17 protein-coding genes are annotated in these 15,389 nt (G+C 40.2%); 14 read left to right on the top strand and 3 right to left on the bottom strand.

Annotation, left to right across the window (positions count from 1 at the left end):
• Nucleotides 1-56: 56 nt before the first annotated feature.
• The 6 genes from Q0H92_RS06980 (at nt 57) to Q0H92_RS06955 (ending at nt 7,027) form a co-directional block, all read left to right on the top strand.
• Nucleotides 57-2,105, top strand: a complete 2,049-nt coding sequence (locus Q0H92_RS06980) for a methyl-accepting chemotaxis protein (RefSeq protein WP_296013292.1) — start codon at nt 57-59, stop codon at nt 2,103-2,105.
• Between the two features lie 232 nt (nt 2,106-2,337).
• Nucleotides 2,338-2,583, top strand: a complete 246-nt coding sequence (locus tag Q0H92_RS06975) for an OadG family protein (RefSeq protein ID WP_296013290.1) — start codon at nt 2,338-2,340, stop codon at nt 2,581-2,583.
• A 28-nt stretch (nt 2,584-2,611) separates the two neighbouring features.
• Nucleotides 2,612-4,678: a sodium-extruding oxaloacetate decarboxylase subunit alpha gene (gene oadA / locus Q0H92_RS06970; protein ID WP_296013289.1), complete on the top strand. Its 2,067-nt coding sequence runs from the start codon at nt 2,612-2,614 to the stop codon at nt 4,676-4,678.
• A 52-nt stretch (nt 4,679-4,730) separates the two neighbouring features.
• A complete protein-coding gene (locus tag Q0H92_RS06965; RefSeq protein WP_296013288.1) occupies nt 4,731-6,158 on the top strand; it encodes a sodium ion-translocating decarboxylase subunit beta in 1,428 nt (475 codons plus the stop codon).
• Nucleotides 6,159-6,225: 67 nt separating this feature from the next.
• Nucleotides 6,226-6,567, top strand: coding sequence for a hypothetical protein (locus tag Q0H92_RS06960; protein WP_296013286.1), 342 nt, complete (start codon nt 6,226-6,228; stop codon nt 6,565-6,567).
• Between the two features lie 64 nt (nt 6,568-6,631).
• The gene (locus Q0H92_RS06955) at nt 6,632-7,027 is read left to right on the top strand and encodes a hypothetical protein (RefSeq protein WP_296013284.1); all 396 of its coding nucleotides are present in this window, start codon (nt 6,632-6,634) and stop codon (nt 7,025-7,027) included.
• 118 nt (nt 7,028-7,145) lie between these two features.
• Here the strand turns inward: Q0H92_RS06955 and Q0H92_RS06950 are convergent, their stop codons facing one another.
• Entirely contained in the window at nt 7,146-7,991 is an 846-nt protein-coding gene (locus tag Q0H92_RS06950) for a DUF5718 family protein (RefSeq protein WP_296013282.1), read from the bottom strand.
• Nucleotides 7,992-8,201: 210 nt separating this feature from the next.
• Here Q0H92_RS06950 and rplU point away from each other — a divergent pair, with 210 nt between their 5' ends.
• The 8 genes from rplU to rsfS all read left to right on the top strand — a co-directional run bounded on the left by rplU (nt 8,202) and on the right by rsfS (nt 13,210).
• Nucleotides 8,202-8,516 (top strand): 50S ribosomal protein L21, encoded by a 315-nt coding sequence (gene rplU, locus Q0H92_RS06945; protein WP_013701108.1) that lies wholly within the window; start codon nt 8,202-8,204, stop codon nt 8,514-8,516.
• Nucleotides 8,517-8,555: 39 nt separating this feature from the next.
• Nucleotides 8,556-8,849: a ribosomal-processing cysteine protease Prp gene (locus Q0H92_RS06940; RefSeq protein ID WP_296013280.1), complete on the top strand. Its 294-nt coding sequence runs from the start codon at nt 8,556-8,558 to the stop codon at nt 8,847-8,849.
• A 30-nt stretch (nt 8,850-8,879) separates the two neighbouring features.
• The gene (rpmA, locus tag Q0H92_RS06935) at nt 8,880-9,140 is read left to right on the top strand and encodes a 50S ribosomal protein L27 (RefSeq protein WP_295800265.1); all 261 of its coding nucleotides are present in this window, start codon (nt 8,880-8,882) and stop codon (nt 9,138-9,140) included.
• 101 nt (nt 9,141-9,241) lie between these two features.
• Nucleotides 9,242-10,363, top strand: coding sequence for a GTPase ObgE (obgE, locus tag Q0H92_RS06930; protein WP_296013278.1), 1,122 nt, complete (start codon nt 9,242-9,244; stop codon nt 10,361-10,363).
• Nucleotides 10,364-10,365: 2 nt separating this feature from the next.
• Nucleotides 10,366-11,022, top strand: coding sequence for a nicotinate (nicotinamide) nucleotide adenylyltransferase (gene nadD, locus Q0H92_RS06925; protein WP_296013276.1), 657 nt, complete (start codon nt 10,366-10,368; stop codon nt 11,020-11,022).
• Nucleotides 11,006-11,614: a bis(5'-nucleosyl)-tetraphosphatase (symmetrical) YqeK gene (yqeK, locus tag Q0H92_RS06920; protein WP_296013275.1), complete on the top strand. Its 609-nt coding sequence runs from the start codon at nt 11,006-11,008 to the stop codon at nt 11,612-11,614. Before nadD ends, yqeK begins: the two co-directional genes overlap by 17 nt.
• Before the next feature lie 18 nt (nt 11,615-11,632).
• Nucleotides 11,633-12,856, top strand: coding sequence for an LCP family protein (locus Q0H92_RS06915; protein WP_296013273.1), 1,224 nt, complete (start codon nt 11,633-11,635; stop codon nt 12,854-12,856).
• A gap of 6 nt (nt 12,857-12,862) precedes the next feature.
• On the top strand, nt 12,863-13,210 hold the full coding sequence (gene rsfS / locus Q0H92_RS06910) for a ribosome silencing factor (RefSeq protein WP_296013271.1): 348 nt from the start codon (nt 12,863-12,865) through the stop codon (nt 13,208-13,210).
• Between the two features lie 4 nt (nt 13,211-13,214).
• On the opposite strand, the gene Q0H92_RS06905 is transcribed toward rsfS, so the two are convergent.
• Both Q0H92_RS06905 and Q0H92_RS06900 read right to left on the bottom strand, forming a co-directional pair.
• Nucleotides 13,215-14,204: a lytic transglycosylase domain-containing protein gene (locus Q0H92_RS06905; RefSeq protein WP_296013269.1), complete on the bottom strand. Its 990-nt coding sequence runs from the start codon at nt 14,202-14,204 to the stop codon at nt 13,215-13,217.
• Entirely contained in the window at nt 14,204-15,268 is a 1,065-nt protein-coding gene (locus Q0H92_RS06900) for a tetratricopeptide repeat protein (protein WP_296013267.1), read from the bottom strand. Before Q0H92_RS06900 ends, Q0H92_RS06905 begins: the two co-directional genes overlap by 1 nt.
• Nucleotides 15,269-15,389 lie beyond the last annotated feature (121 nt).

Here is a 15,389-nt window from a genome sequence, read left to right as displayed (position 1 = left end):
GGGGTTTGTGCTTGATAGGCGGGGGGGGGGACTGACTACACTGCATGGGGTTCACTATGAAAAAAAGATTTTCGATTTCGGCAGTTCTTATGCTGTCGAATATTATCGGACTTACGGTTTATGCCGTGGCTCTTTCGATTATTGTCTATTCCAGAATAAAAACCGATTTCTCTGAATATTTCAGGCAGACATTAAAAGACGACGTTTCTATCGTTTATGAAGAAATTGATATTTATAAGAAAAGCTGCACAGATTCAACCTTGTATACTCTAAAGACAATCGAAGATATTTACTTGAACTTTGGCTTTTCAAAACCTGAATTATTCCGCAATACTTGTAAAAATTCCATTGCCGCTTCTTTGTTTGATGCCTGTAGTTTTGTTGGAAACGACGGAACTTCAATAAATATAGGAAATATGCATGAAATCGATGGTCAGACTGTAAAAAATGTCTTTCAGGGAAAACGGTTTTCCGGCTTTATTCAAGCTGACGGTATTGTTTCTTATATTTGCGGGCGTCCTTTGGAAGCTAACGGAAAAGTTGTAGGAGCATTCTTTACAAAAAAGGAAATTCTGAACAATGCGTTTGTTGGCCGCATTTCAAAATCCACAACCTGCGACTTTACAATTTTTGAAGGAACAAAAAGAGCCTTTACTTCAATTGCCGGAATGCTCGGAACTGAAATTGCCGATAAAACTCCAATTGAAAGAGCTTCTGGTGGCGAAGAAACTTTGTACAACGCAAAAATAAATGGAGAAAACTATTTTACATATTATTTTCCGTTAAAGCAGGACGACGGAACTTTCCTTACAACGCTTTTTCTCGGAAAAAAAGTTTCGCTTGTGCATGAAATTATATTCTCTATTTTCTCACGGATTCTTATTGCTACAGTTTTGTGCGCAGTTGTTATCATTCTGATTCTTGTGGCTATTCTGATTGCAAAAATTATAAATCCGCTTAAGGCTGTCGGAGATGCAATCAACAATCTTTCTTCCGGAGATGCCGACCTTACGGCGCGCTTGCCTATAAAATGGAACAATGAGTTTGACGATATTTCACTTGACATAAACAAATTTATTGAAATGATTCAGAAAATTATTGTTGAGCTGAACGAGGCGCAGAATTCACTTGATTCAATCGGCCAGAATCTTGGAACAAACGCATCAGAATCCGCCAGCGCGACTGCCCAGATTATGGCGAATATTACCGGCGTAAAAAAGCAGTCGGAAAATCTTTCGCTTTCTGTTTCGAATACAACTGGAATTCTTGGAAAATCTGCCGGCAGTGTAAAAGATTTGTCTGGACTTGTTGAAGCTCAGGCGCAGGGAATTTCAGAGTCTTCAGCCGCAATTGAAGAAATGCTTGGAAATATTTCTTCTGTTACCGCAAATGTCCACAAAATGTCAGACAGCTTTAAAGAGCTTGGCGGAACTGTTGATGAAGGAAAAACAAAGCTTGCGAATGTAGACGGAAAAGTAAACGAAATTGCCGCCCAGTCAAAAATGCTTATTCAGGCGAACCAGATTATTTCGCAGATTGCCTCTGAAACAAATTTGCTTGCCATGAACGCCGCGATTGAAGCCGCCCACGCAGGAAAAGCGGGCGAAGGATTTTCTGTTGTTGCAAATGAAATCAGAAAACTTGCGGAAACTTCAAGCCAGCAGTCAAAAAATATCAATACAGAACTGAAGCAGATTTCTTCTTCTATTAAAGATGTTGTTTCCCTTTCAAAGGATTCGCAGACTGCATTTGGCGAAATTGTTACGCACTTGAATTCAACCGACACGATTATCCGGGAAATTGACAACGCCATGAATGAGCAGGAAAATGCTTCAAGGCAGATTTTCAGCGCGCTTAGCGACATGAGAAGCCAGTCTTCCGAAGTAAACGAAAAATTCAAGGACGTAAACAGCGGAATTATTGAAGTTTCCAAGGAAATGGATTCTGTTCAGCACGTTTCTTCTACAATTCTTGGCAGCATGGACGAAATGGCGGCCGGAGCAAGGCAAATCAGCTCGGCGGCGCAGAATGTTTCGGATTTGGCGCAGTCTACAAAGGAAAATATTTCTGTAATGGACAGCCGTCTTGGTCAGTTCAGGGTTTAGCCTAAAACTTTAAATAAAAATTTCCGCTTGGAATATTTGAACGCGCTTCATTTATTCCGGGCGGATTTTTTTTTGCGTAACTGTTGTTCATTTGGTGAATAAATTCTTTCTATTCTAATTGTAAAGTTTTAAAAATTTCTCTATATTATTAATGGTATCTTTTTGCTAAAATGCGGAAAGATTCGGTTTTAAAAAATTATTTTCCTATAAATCTTTATTCTTGGGAGGAACTATGACAGTTCTTGAAATGTTCAGCCAAAGTGGAATTCTTACTTTGCTGGGAATGGGTGTGGTTTTCTTTTTTCTGATTATCATGATTTTGGCGATGATTGCGCTTCATGCTGTTGTTCACGCCTTGAAATGGGACGCCGAGCCTGTCGCCGAGCAGCCAGTTGCTTCTCCTTCTGTTCCTGCCGAAGACAATGGCGCTGTTGTTGCCGCTATTGCCGCTGTTTTAAAAGATAAAAAAGCTTTGTAATTAATAGATTTTTATAAGAGGTTGATTTATGTCTAAGAAAATTGGAATTTCTGAACTTGTTTTGCGTGATGCCCATCAGTCTTTGCATGCCACACGCATGACAACTGCTGATATGCTTCCTGCTTGCGGAATGATTGATAAAATCGGCTACTGGGCTGTAGAAGGCTGGGGCGGAGCAACTTATGACTCTTGTATCCGCTTTTTGAATGAAGATCCTTGGGAACGTCTCCGCAAGCTTCATGCGGCTCTTCCAAATAATAAGATTATGATGCTTTTGCGTGGACAGAATCTTTTGGGATACCGCCACTACGCAGATGATGTTGTTGACAAGTTTGTTGAAACTGCCGCAAAAAACGGAATCGATGTTTTCCGCATTTTTGATGCCTGCAACGATCCTCGCAACCTTGAGCGCGCCACAAAAGCTGCAAAAAAGACAGGAAAGCACGTTCAGATGGCAATTTCCTATGCAGTTACTCCTTTCCATACAAATCAGGTTTATGCTGACCTTGCAAAAACTTACGCTGAATTCGGCGCGGATTCAATCTGTATAAAAGATATGTCCGGACTTTTAAAGCCTTATGAAGCCTATGACTTGGTTCTTGCCATTAAAAAAGCCTGCGATCTTCCTATTGAAATCCATTCTCATGCTACAACTGGACTTTCTGTTGCCACAGAGCTTAAGGCGGTTGAAGCTGGCGCGGATGTTCTTGATACAGCAATTTCTTCAATGTCTATGGGAACAAGCCATTCCCCAACTGAAACTGTTGTTGAGATGCTCAAGGGAACTGAATATGACACAGGACTTGACACAAAGGCTCTTCTTGAAATTGCCGCTTATTTCCGCGAAGTCCGCAAGCATTATTCTTCACTTGAATCTTCTTTCCTTGGAGCTGACACACGCATTCTTCTTTCTCAGGTTCCGGGCGGAATGCTTTCAAATCTCGAAAGCCAGCTTAAACAGCAGGGCGCGTCTAACAAAATGGACGATGTTCTAAAAGAGCTTCCAATTGTACAGAAAGATGTTGGCTATGTTCCTCTTGTAACTCCGACTTCACAGATTGTTGGAACTCAGGCTGTTTTCAATGTTCTTTTTGGACGCTATGAAAGAATGACTGGCGAATTCCGTGATCTTTTGGTTGGAAAATACGGAAAACTTCCTGCAGAGCCAAATGCGGATCTCGTAAAAAAAGCTCTTGCCCAGAATAATATGGAAGAAGTTATTACTTGCCGTCCTGCTGATAAAATTGAGCCTGAATGGGACAAAATGGTTAAGGAAGCAAAGGAAAATGGCGGCGACGGAAGCGACGAGGACACACTCACTTATGCAATGTTCCCGAAAGTTGCTCCAAAATTCTTTAAGGAAAGAGCAAACGGTCCTGTTGACGCTGCGACTGCATTTGCAAAGAAAGAAGCTCCGGCTGCTGAACCTGCTTCAAAGGGCGGTTCTTATACAATCACAGTTAACGGTTCTGCATACAATGTAACTTCAGACGGAAACGGTTCTGTTACAGTAAATGGAACTCCTTATTCAGTTTCTGTTGGAGCTGGAACTGTTGCTCCGGCTGCTGCTTCTGCACCAGTTGCTACGGGCGGAGTTGATGTAAAAGCTCCAGTTGCCGGAACTTTGCTCAAACAGTGCTTTGCAAACGGAACAAAAGTTTCTAAAGGCCAGACTATAATAATAATTGAATCAATGAAAATGGAGCTTGAAGTTAAAGCTACAGACGACGGAACAATCACTTATTCTGTTGCTCCAGGCTCTCAGATTCAGAGCGGACAGGTTCTTGCTACTATTGGCGGCGTTGTTGTTCAGCCTGCTCCAGTTGCAAAGCCAGTTGCTTCTCCTGCAGCTCCGGCTCCAGCTGCTCCAGTTTCATCTGGCAATGGAACAAAAGTAAATGCTCCAGTTGCCGGCGTGTTCCTTAGAACTGCAGTTGCTGAAGGCGCTTCTGTAAAGAAAGGCGACAATGTTGTTATTATTGAATCAATGAAAATGGAACTTGAAATAAAAGCTCCTGTTGACGGAAAAGTTCACTTCCTTGCAAGTGCCGGAACTCAGCTTACAAATGGTCAGCCAGTAGCTGAAATTTGCTAAGATTATCTGCCGTTTCTTTTTGGAGCGGCGGAAACTTTTTTAAGGAAAAAATATGCCTGATACAAAGAAAATTAAAAATACAAAAATTGCATTTATTATGCTTTCGATTATGGCAGTTGCTGGAGTTCTTTCATTTACAACAAGAACTTTTGCGCAAGACAAGCCTGCTCCAGCTTCTGGAATGGAACGTGTAATAAAAGGAACTGAAAACTGGAATGGAAAGTACGATATTTCTATTTCAAAGTTCTTAAAGAATATTGGAAAGTCAACTGGAATCTATAAGATGATTCATCAGCCTACAGCGGAAGAGCTTGCGTTGGAAAAAGCGCAGGCAGAAGCTCAGCTTGCGGCGGAAGAAAACAATCCGTTTGATGAAGCCCCTAAAGCTCCGGGCTGGCAGTCTTTGATTATGCTTGCAATTGGCTTCCTTATTATTTATCTTGCAGTTGGCAAGGGATTCGAGCCGCTTCTTCTTATTCCGATTGGATTTGGAACTGTTCTTGTGAATATTCCGGGTGCGGCAATGGGAGACGCTCCTCATGGAATGCTTCATATAATTTACAGCGCGGGCGTTGGAAACGAATTCTTCCCGATGCTTATTTTCATGGGAATTGGCGCAATGACTGACTTTGGTCCTCTTATTGCAAATCCAAAAACTGCATTGCTTGGCGGTGCTGCCCAGTTTGGCGTTTTCTTTACGCTTTTCGGTGTTGCATTTATGAACGCTTTCCTTGGAACTGACTACACAATGCTTCAGGCTAGCGCAATTTCGATTATCGGCGGCGCGGACGGTCCGACTTCAATTTATGTTTCTGGAAAACTTGCTCCTGAAATGATGGCGGTTATTGCGGTTGCAGCCTATTCTTACATGGCTCTTGTTCCGATGATTCAGCCTCCGATTATGAAACTTCTTACGACAAAAAAAGAACGCCTGATAAAAATGGATCAGCTTAGACCTGTTTCAAAGACAGAAAAAGTTTTGTTTCCGATTTTGCTTCTTGTGATTTCAATTCTTCTTTTGCCGCCAGCTTGTCCTTTGATTGGAATGCTTGCGTTCGGAAACTTCGTAAAGGAAAGCCATGCTGCGGAGCGTCTTTCTAAAACCATGGAAAATGAACTTATGAACATTGTTTCAATTCTTCTTTCTCTTGGTGTTGGAAGCCAGATGACTCCAGAAAAAATTATTAAGAAAGAATCTCTTGGAATTATTGTTCTTGGACTTTTTGCTTTTGCAGTTGCCACAATCGGCGGTCTTGTAATGGCGAAAATTATGAATCTTTTCCTCAAGAAAAAAATCAATCCGCTTATTGGTTCTGCTGGAGTTTCAGCGGTTCCTATGGCTGCCCGTGTTTCAAATAAAGTCGGACTGGAATACGATCCTTCAAACTTCCTTTTGATGAATGCGATGGGACCGAATGTTGCTGGCGTAATTGGAACTGCGATTGCGGCTGGCGTTTTCATTGCGACTTACGGCGCTTAGTTTTGTGCAACGGAACTGCATTTTGTAAAGTGCGGTTCTGTTGTTTTTGTGCCTGAATTAAGATTTTATGCAGAAAAAATTTTTATATACAATTTTAATTATCTTTTCAGTTTTTCTGTGGATTTTATATCCTGCGTTCAGGCATGAACTTAAAATTTCCAACAAATGCGCTCTTGAATTTGAAAATGATTCGGGCGCAGTTATCTTGTCCTTTTTTGATAATTCCACTGTTGAAGCATTTGTGCATGAAGAAAGAAAATTTGAAATTACTTTTGCAATTTGCCTTGCGTTTTTAGCTCTTCTTGTTCTTGTAGTTGAAAGAAACATTGATTTTTCATTATATGCGCTGGCTGTTCCAGTCAGGCATAAATACATTGATTTTGTAATAAAGAAAACTTCTGTCTTGTAAGTTCCTCATAATTTTTCACTTCTAATTTTATACTTTCTCATTGTTTTTTTATGGAGGAATTTTTATGTTGACTTTTTACTCTGCTGGAAATATCAAAAATGCTGAAAAAAATTCAGTTCTTTGTTCTTTAGTTGATGCGGTCGATTCAAACTGTGTTATGGACAGGCAGCTTGTAATCAGTGATTTGCAAAAACATGACGAAGCCGCCGGCGAGGAATCAAAGTTTGGAAATGTGTCTGTTCATGTTGCAATGTCTGTTGGCGTAAAGTCTTTTTGCATTGCGGCGGGAATTTTAAAAGACCGTGCAGAGCTTGTAATTTTATGGAATGAAATGTCGGAGCATAATCTTGACTTGATGTCAAAAGTTGCCCAGATTCTTGAATATGCAGACAAAAAAGGAATGGATGCAGTTCAAGCTTTGGATTTTTTAAAGAACAGTATTTGTATCTGTTCAAAGTAAAATATTAGCCGCTGAATTTTTATTTTACAAAATCTGGCGGCTTAATTTAGGGTTTGTCAAAACTCTAAAAACGGCTGAGTCAAGGTCTTAAGCGTAAGCGTACCTTGACCAGACGTATTTACTGCAAAATTATTTTTTGCCTTAAAACGCTTATTTCTTTGTCGGAAAAAGAATTTTCAGCCGCCATTTCTTTAATTTCAGTATTTGAATATTTGTATTCAGGGTAAAGAACAACAATACTTTCGTCTCCTTCTTTTAAGAAATTTGTTTCCCCGAATTCGGTGTAGCGCGTGGCTCCAATGGAAACCATTATTTGTTCTGGCAAGCTGATTGAAGTAAGATAATTTCCGACATTTTCCGCAGTGCCTTCATCTTTTTGCGTGTTGAATTTTTCTATGAGCCAGTTTGTGAGCTTTTCAAAAATGTAGCTGTAGCCTTTTACCGCGCTGTCTTCTCCGTATTCAAAAATTTTTCCGTCCCTAAAAAGAAAGCAGGCGATTCTGTATTTTGCAATATTTCCGCTTTCTGAAAATTCGTCAATGCTGATTAAATTTTCAGAAAGTCCTTTGCTGCATTTGCCCCAGTTTTTTTTCATGCTGATTTTTTTTGCACCGGGCTTGCGGATTGAGCAGTCGTTTGACGCTCCGAATTTTACTGGAACAAGAGATTTCAGTTTTCCGTTGTTCCATTCAGCGTTTAGAATCAGCGCGCATTCCGGCTCAATCTGAAGTTTTTCTTCTCCGCGCGGAAAAATTATTTTGCCTGAATCAAATGGAAAAGTTCCAAGAAATTCTGGCACTGGATTTTTTGCGTTCGGTATATATGTTGGAAAAATTGCTTTTGGCGCATTTTTTTCTTTTGTCTTTACATTCTGAAACTCAACGGCTTCTCCTGCCTGTTCCAGATGTCCTGTAAAATTTCCTGCAACTCCAAAGCACGGGAGTTTTTTCAAGTCGAATTCCATGTTTTCATTTTATCCGAACTTCTTGAAAATTTCAATTTTATGAAACTAGTTTGAAAATGCGGCGGAAATTAAAAGCTGAAATTTTTATTTATCGGCAGAAATTCGCTTGACCTTAGTTTATGAAATTTGTTAAAATGTCTTACTAATTGTTGAAATGCTTTCAAGGAACCCGTTACTCCTTGGGGCAAAAAAAATTTAGAGGTTTATAAAATGTACGCAATTGTTGAATTCAAAGGCAATCAGTACAAGGCAGAAAAAGACGCTGTTCTTGAAGTGTCAAAACTTGATGCAAAAGATGGCGATGTAATCACAATCGATACAGTTCTTCTTGTAAGTGATGGCGATAAAGTTTCTGTCGGTTCTCCTTATGTAAAGGGCGCTAAAGTTACTGTAAAAGTTGGAGAAACTTTCAAAGACAAGAAAGTTCTCGTATTCAAATACAAGTCAAAGAAAGACTATCATCGTCTTATTGGACACCGCGAGCAGTATACAAAAGTTACTGTTCAGGATGTTGTTTTGGCATAAGTGACGGAAGTTCTTTTGGTTTGCGGCAAAGACGGATCGTTGAAAAGTCTGAAAGCTTTTGGTCATGCTTCCTTTGCTGAAAAGGGTAAGGATATTGTTTGTGCCGCTGAATCCATAATTCTTGGCACATCAGTTGAAATGCTTCAAAGTACAAAAGAACTTGTTTTTAATGCTGACACTTCTACCCGTGGCTTTTTGGAGTTTCGGGTTGAAAAATCCGCAGCCTCTGCTGTGGAACGCTTGAAATGCATTGGGGATTTTATAAGATTTGCTTTTATAAAACTTTCTGCTGAATATCCTGATAATGTGCGGTTTCAAGAAATAATTGAATAATAGTCCGGTTTATGCCGGCGGAGGATTAAAATGGGACGTACTAAAGGCGGTAGCGGTGCTAAAAATGGCCGCGATTCAAACCCTAAACATTTGGGCGTTAAAAGATTTGGTGGAGAAAAAGTTACTGCCGGTTCTATTCTTGTAAGACAGCGTGGAACTCGTATCCATCCTGGCAACAATGTAAAGCGTGGAACAGACGACACTTTGTATTCTGTTGTTGACGGTGTAGTAAAATACACAGAGCGCATGAATCGCAAACTTGTTTCAGTTGAACCTGTTTCTGCCAACTAATAAAGAAAGTTTTTATCTTTAGGATTTGAAATTTTCTAAAATAATTAAAATGCCCGGCTTGGAATAATTATCCTTGCTGGGCTTTTTTTATGGGAGCAACGATGATTCAATTTGCTGATGAGGCCGTTATTACTGTCCGTTCTGGAAAAGGCGGAAACGGCTGTGTTTCATTTAGGCGTGAAAAATATATTCCAAACGGTGGACCGAATGGCGGTGATGGCGGACGCGGCGGAGATGTGATTTTTTGTTTAAAGCGGAATCTTAGAACTCTTGCGCATTTAAGGTATCACCCGATTTTAAAGGCGAAAAATGGCGGTGATGGTCAGGGCTGGAACCGCTATGGAAAAGACGGTGAGGATGTTGTGATTCCTGTTCCGCCGGGAACTACAATCCGCGACAATGAAACTGGCGAGCTTATCCATGACTTTACTGTTGAAAGTGAAGAAGACCAGTTTGTTTTCTTAAAAGGCGGAAACGGCGGCTGGGGAAATGTTCATTTCAAGTCAAGCACAAACCAAGCTCCGCGCATTGCAAACAAAGGTGTGCCGGGTCAGGAAAGAGTTCTGCGTGTTGAGCTTTCTGTTATGGCGGACATTGGCCTTGTTGGTTTTCCGAATGCGGGAAAATCAAGCTTGCTGGATCTTTTTACGAATGCGCGTCCGAAAATCGCTCCGTATCCTTTTACGACAAAAATCCCGAATCTTGGCGTGCTTCATGCTGGCGATGACAAAGATTTTATTATTGCGGATATTCCCGGAATAATAGAAGGCGCGTCTGAAGGCGCTGGTCTTGGCATAAGATTTTTAAAGCACATTTCAAGAACTGCCGGGCTTTTGTTTATGATTGACTGCAGCGATGAAAATTTCCTTGAAGCCTATGACTTGCTTTTAAAGGAACTTGACAGATTTGGCAGGGAACTTACAAAGAAACCAAGAATTGTACTTTGCAATAAAATTGACATTGAAGGCGCGCTCGAAAATGCAATGAAAGTAAAGGAAAAAATTCAGAGCAAAGAACCTGACGTAAAAGTGCTTGCGGTTTCTGTTGCGGCAAGAACAAACATGAACGAAGCAAGAATTGAAATAATTTCGCTTATTGAAAAAATGGAATCGCTTAACAAGCCTGCTGCCGAAGAAAATTCCGTGCCTGAAAAAAGTTCATTTTTGTCCAGCCGTTCCGTGGATGATTCAATGGAAGTTCAGTTTCCGGGAAGTGAAAACTGAAAATGAAAATCGCAGTTTTGGGCGGAAGTTTCAATCCGATTCATATTGGGCATCTTGCTTTGGCGGACGAAATTTGCGTTTCGCTTGGCTATGACAAAGTTCTTTTTGTGCCGGTTTTTTCTCCGCCGCATAAAAACATGAACGGAGCTTTGCCGCCTGAAAAACGTGCAAAAATGGTTGAGTTTGCCTGCCAAGATGATCCGCGGTTTGAAATGGAGCCTTGTGAAATTCAGCGTGGCGGAATTTCGTACACTTATGACACAATCTGCTTCATTGAAGAAAAATACAAGCCTGAAAAAATCGGGCTTGTAATCGGAAGGGATTTGTTTTCAACTTTTCATCTTTGGAAAAATGCGCCTTTGCTTGTAAAAAAATGCGAACTGATTTTAGCGGAGCGTCCTTTTCAGGCTGAAGATAAAAATTTTAAAAACAAAGCGACTGGAAAATATTCAGAAGCAGATGATTCCGCAGAAAAAAAATTCCGGATAGAAGATGAGCCGCTTTTTAAAAATGCAGTTTTTCTGAAAAATGAGCCGCTCGCTGTAAGTTCAACTAGCATAAGGTTTAGGGCGGCAAATAAAATGGCTTTTCAATATCTTGTGCCTTCAAAAGTTTTCAAGTATATTATTGACGGTAATTTGTATGGAAGCAAAAACTGAACAGCTTATAGAAAAAATCAGAAAATATGCAAAGTCGGCATTGAAAGAAAAACGCTTTGAGCATTCTGTGCGTGTTGCGGAAACGGCGGCTTTTATGTGCGGCTTGTTCGGCTACGACAAAGACATTGGTTATCTTGCTGGACTTTCCCATGATATTTGCAAGAATATGGAAGATTCTGAAATTCTTTCTCTTGCGTCCGAAGACGGAAATTCTATTTCTGAAATTGAAAAAAACAAGCCTTCGCTTTTGCATGGAAGAGCTGCCGCGGTTTTGCTTCAGAAGAAATTTTCTGTGAAAAATCCTGATGTTATTCAGGCAGTTGCAAACCATACTCTTGGCGGCGCAGGTTTGTGTCCGCTTGCAAAAATTATTTATGTTGCTGACAAAGTTGAGCCAGGACGTCCGCAGTCAACGGAAGAATATAGAAAAAAACTTTTTTCTATGACGCTGAATGAAATGACGCTTTTTGTTGTTCAGGAAAACATGGAATATTTAAAAAACAGGCAGAAAAAAATTGCGGATTCAAGCTATGAATTTGAAGCAGATTTGAAAAAGCAGATTTCCGCGGAAAATTCTCTGCGTGCCAGTTAAACTTTAAGGATGGTAAAAATGAATATTTCAAAAGAACAAAGAAATGGAATTTTTCTTCTTGCTATTCTTGTGATTATTATTGGCGTTGTTGGCTTTGTGGCATTGTCGCTTCGTGTAGATCCTATTGAAGAAAATCTTAAGCTGAATCCTGTTATAAACAGCCTTTGGATTTTAAAGGATGACGAAGGAAACGCGCTTTCAACTGATGTTCTTGTTTTTTATCCGAAGACAGGGCAAGCCGCCGCTTTTGATATTTTGGGAAATACTGGCGCGATTTATAAAAGCCTTGGACGTGTAGACAGAATTGATTCAGTTTACAAGGAAAAAGGTCTTGCTTCTTATAAAGAAGAAATTGAAAAACTTATCGGAAAGCAAATTCCTTTTACAATTGAAATAAAGCTTTCAGACTTGGAGCTGCTTACGGATTATCTTGGCGGGCTGAATGTTTTTATTTCATTTCCTGTTGATGAAACTGATGAAAACGGAATGCGCTGTCTTTTTCCGAGCGGCGCAGTTGTTCTGGACGGAGATAAAATCCATGACTATGTTATGTACAAAAGTCCGTCTGAAAATGCAAGCGATGTTGAGGACAGGCGGCAGGCTGTTTTTGTTTCCCTGATTTACGCTTTAAAGGAAAACCGCAATGTTATTTTTGCAAAGAATAATTTTTCAGTTTATGAGGAAAAAATCAAAACAAATATAGACAAGAAAAATTTCTATAACTTGATGAAAAAAGTTTCTTCGATTGACACTGAGCGATTTTCGATTCAGACTATAACTGGAAGTTTAAGAACTGTTGACGGCAAGACTCTTTTGTTTCCGTATTATGACGGCCAGCTCATAAAGGATGTTATAAATCAGGCTATAAGTTCTCTTGTTTCTGGAGATTCTGGAAATCAAAACCGAATTTATGTTCTTGTAATTCAAAACGGAACAACGGAGCAGGGACTTGCGCGCAACACTTCTTTCCTTTTGCAGAGCGCGGGTTATGAAGTTCTTGAAACAAAAAACGCCGACCGCAACGACTATGAAAAAACTGAAATTATAAATCATATTGGAAACTCTGAAGCTGCAAAAACTTTAGGAAATTTTATTCATTGCGCAAATATAATTGATGAGGAAGTTATGCCGGAAAATGCTGATTCCACAAGCGCGGCTCAGGCTGACTTTACAATTATTTTGGGCAAAGATTTCAATGGACGTTTTGTAAAAGGAAGCTCTTCTGCCAAATCGTCCGAGTGAGGAAAAATGGAAAAAACTGTAAAAGAAATGGCGCTGGAAATTGCCAAGCTTATTGAAGATGGAAAAGGCGCGGATGTTTGTGTTATCGATGTTTCGGAGCTTAACAGCTGGACTGATTATTTTGTAATTGCAACAGTTTCAAGCGGTCCGCATTGGCAAGGTCTTTACAAGGAAATAAAAGACTACATAAAAGACACAGATCTTGAAATCCATAAAATTCATAACAAGTCTTCCCAGGGAAACGACTGGAATCTGATTGACTTGGGTCCGGTTGTTGTGCATCTTATGAGCCAGGAAGCAAGAGACTTTTATGAGCTTGAAAAACTTTGGCACGCGGGCAAAAAGATAATGTAAAAATTTACCGAAGGTTTTCCGCGGCGACTTTTGCTTTGCCAGCCGGAAGCCTTAATCTGTAAGTTGTTCCGGGCGGTGTGATTTCCTTTAGAAGCTCGATGTTAAGCATTTTTACAGTTTCTAGTGGAAGTCCTGCTGCCTTTGCTACAGTTGAAAGTTTTATGCTGCCTTTTATTGTAAGATAGCTGAATTTTTGTGGCGCGGCATCTTCAATTCTCTTGTCTGCGACTCCAATTTCAATAGCTCCATAAAAATCCGCATTTTCAACAATATCTGCAATTGCTATAAGCTTTGGAATATATTCAGAAGCCTGCTTGCTCAAAAGCCCTTTTTCTGCCAAAGCCCAGTAATCTTTTCCGGGATTCGCCTTTACAATCCGTCCTACTGCTCCTGCACCCATATTGTACGCGGCAATCGCCAAATGCCAGTCGTTAAACATTTTGAAATTTTCCGCTAGCTTTGAAAGCGCGGCATCTGTTTCTTTCCAAGGATCGCGACGCTCATCAAAGTATTCGTTCTTTTTTAAATAAGGATGCATGCTGTTTGCCATGAACTGCCAAAGCCCGGTTGCGCCTGAGCCAGACACCGCTGTTGGCTTGTAGTTTGACTCGACAATCGGAAGATATTGCAGATAAGGCGGCATTTTTTTTTCTTTGAGTTTCGCTCTTATGTATGGTCTGTACGGAATTGAATCGTAAAGAATATCCGCGAGCCATTGCCTGTTTGAAGCCGTAAGGTAGCGTTCCCGGTATTTTAAAGTCGGCTCTTTGAAAACACCTGAAATGCCAATGTCCTTGCGTTTTGGCTCTGGAATTATATAGTTTTTTTGCGCAGAATTTTTCTTTTCTTTTTCTGAAGAAATGCTTTTTGTCTTTGCAGGGCTTTCATTTTTAAAGGCTGAAAAGTCGATTTCAAAGTCAGCGACAGGCTCTTCCGCAAAAATAAACGAGGCTAGCAATACTGAAACTATCGAAACTGCAAATTTTTTCTTCATTACAATTTTTCACCAAAGTAAATTCCAGCCCATTCCCAGCGTCCGTGGATTTCAGGGTCAGCTGGAAAATTCACTTTTCTAAAATAAAGATACCAGACATTCACGTAGTTGCTCCAGCCTGTTGTGCGCAAATATGCTTCGGTTGGAGAAGACGACGGATCAAGCTCCGCGCTGTAACGGATTCTGTTTCCGCGCATAAACGAGCGCATCGAAAAACTTTCCTGGGCGTTTACGTCAGTTTCAACTTGTCGCCAGGACATTGCAAAAAAGTTAACTTTTGATTTGTAGCGGTCCAAGGCTTTGTAATTGTATGATGAAATTCCAGACTTTACGGCCGCAACAAGAGCGTCAAGAGTTTCAAATGTCCAGTCTTTTGCTGAGTTGCTGAAATCTATGAGCTGCTTTGCATTTAAATATGCGTTAGGGTAGCCTGCAATTTGCAGTGTGGACGCGTCGTCTTGGTCAAGAAACTGCGTGTATGAGCGGATTGCCTGATTCCATTCGCCTTCCTTTTCGTATTCAAGGGCGAGCCTGTAAAAAAGTTCCGTTGTGCTTACGTTGTTTGGAAACCGGCTTATAAGCTGGTTGAAATACGAAATTCTGTTTGCCGGACTTGAACTGATTTGAATCAAATGCTGAAGGCAGATAAAATGAATTGATTTTCCCTGAACAATAAGGTCGTTGTAGTTGTTTATAATCCGCTCAAAGTAATATTCAGCTATCGGTTCAGCGTCATTTTCAAGATAGGCATAAGCTGTCATCAAAAGCCAGTATGCGTTGTAGGAATCGTCTTCGTGCAGTTCAACCCAGTTTGTAAGAAAATGCACAAGCGACGGATAATCTTTTACGGAAAGCATATTGTTTGCGATTCTGTTTACAACCGCGTATCTTGTTTCGCCCTTTGTTTCTTTTTTTTCAAGCAGCGAAATCAAAAGATTCTGTGTGTTCTTGTATTGCTTTGAAAACGCTTCCGGCAGAATTGTGCCTTTTCTGTCTTTTGCGCATGATATTATAATTATGGAAAAAAAAGCCGCCGCCGCAAATCTAAAAACTTTCCGAATCATTCTTTTATTCTACCATATTATAGAAAGTATTTTCAATTAAAAAGTTTGAAGCGCAAAGTTGTTCCTGTAAGTTTTTAAAAGCCGTTGTCAAGAATTGAAATTTGTCTTATTATTTATTGAA

The sequence above is a fragment of the uncultured Treponema sp. genome (assembly GCF_934725225.1).
Taxonomy (GTDB): Bacteria; Spirochaetota; Spirochaetia; order Treponematales; family Treponemataceae; genus Treponema_D.
This window is presented reverse-complemented; position numbering and strand designations above follow the sequence as displayed.

Excerpts from the sequence above, each read along its gene's own strand:
- Q0H92_RS06980 (WP_296013292.1), top strand. The coding sequence starts at position 57 with ATGAAAAAAAGATTTTCGATTTCGGCAGTTCTTATGCTGTCGAATATT.
- Q0H92_RS06975 (WP_296013290.1), top strand. The coding sequence starts at position 2,338 with ATGACAGTTCTTGAAATGTTCAGCCAAAGTGGAATTCTTACTTTGCTG.
- oadA (WP_296013289.1), top strand. The coding sequence starts at position 2,612 with ATGTCTAAGAAAATTGGAATTTCTGAACTTGTTTTGCGTGATGCCCAT.
- Q0H92_RS06965 (WP_296013288.1), top strand. The coding sequence starts at position 4,731 with ATGCCTGATACAAAGAAAATTAAAAATACAAAAATTGCATTTATTATG.
- Q0H92_RS06960 (WP_296013286.1), top strand. The coding sequence starts at position 6,226 with ATGCAGAAAAAATTTTTATATACAATTTTAATTATCTTTTCAGTTTTT.
- Q0H92_RS06955 (WP_296013284.1), top strand. The coding sequence starts at position 6,632 with ATGTTGACTTTTTACTCTGCTGGAAATATCAAAAATGCTGAAAAAAAT.
- Q0H92_RS06950 (WP_296013282.1), bottom strand. The coding sequence starts at position 7,991 with ATGGAATTCGACTTGAAAAAACTCCCGTGCTTTGGAGTTGCAGGAAAT.
- rplU (WP_013701108.1), top strand. The coding sequence starts at position 8,202 with ATGTACGCAATTGTTGAATTCAAAGGCAATCAGTACAAGGCAGAAAAA.
- rpmA (WP_295800265.1), top strand. The coding sequence starts at position 8,880 with ATGGGACGTACTAAAGGCGGTAGCGGTGCTAAAAATGGCCGCGATTCA.
- obgE (WP_296013278.1), top strand. The coding sequence starts at position 9,242 with ATGATTCAATTTGCTGATGAGGCCGTTATTACTGTCCGTTCTGGAAAA.
- nadD (WP_296013276.1), top strand. The coding sequence starts at position 10,366 with ATGAAAATCGCAGTTTTGGGCGGAAGTTTCAATCCGATTCATATTGGG.
- yqeK (WP_296013275.1), top strand. The coding sequence starts at position 11,006 with ATGGAAGCAAAAACTGAACAGCTTATAGAAAAAATCAGAAAATATGCA.
- Q0H92_RS06915 (WP_296013273.1), top strand. The coding sequence starts at position 11,633 with ATGAATATTTCAAAAGAACAAAGAAATGGAATTTTTCTTCTTGCTATT.
- rsfS (WP_296013271.1), top strand. The coding sequence starts at position 12,863 with ATGGAAAAAACTGTAAAAGAAATGGCGCTGGAAATTGCCAAGCTTATT.
- Q0H92_RS06905 (WP_296013269.1), bottom strand. The coding sequence starts at position 14,204 with ATGAAGAAAAAATTTGCAGTTTCGATAGTTTCAGTATTGCTAGCCTCG.
- Q0H92_RS06900 (WP_296013267.1), bottom strand. The coding sequence starts at position 15,268 with ATGATTCGGAAAGTTTTTAGATTTGCGGCGGCGGCTTTTTTTTCCATA.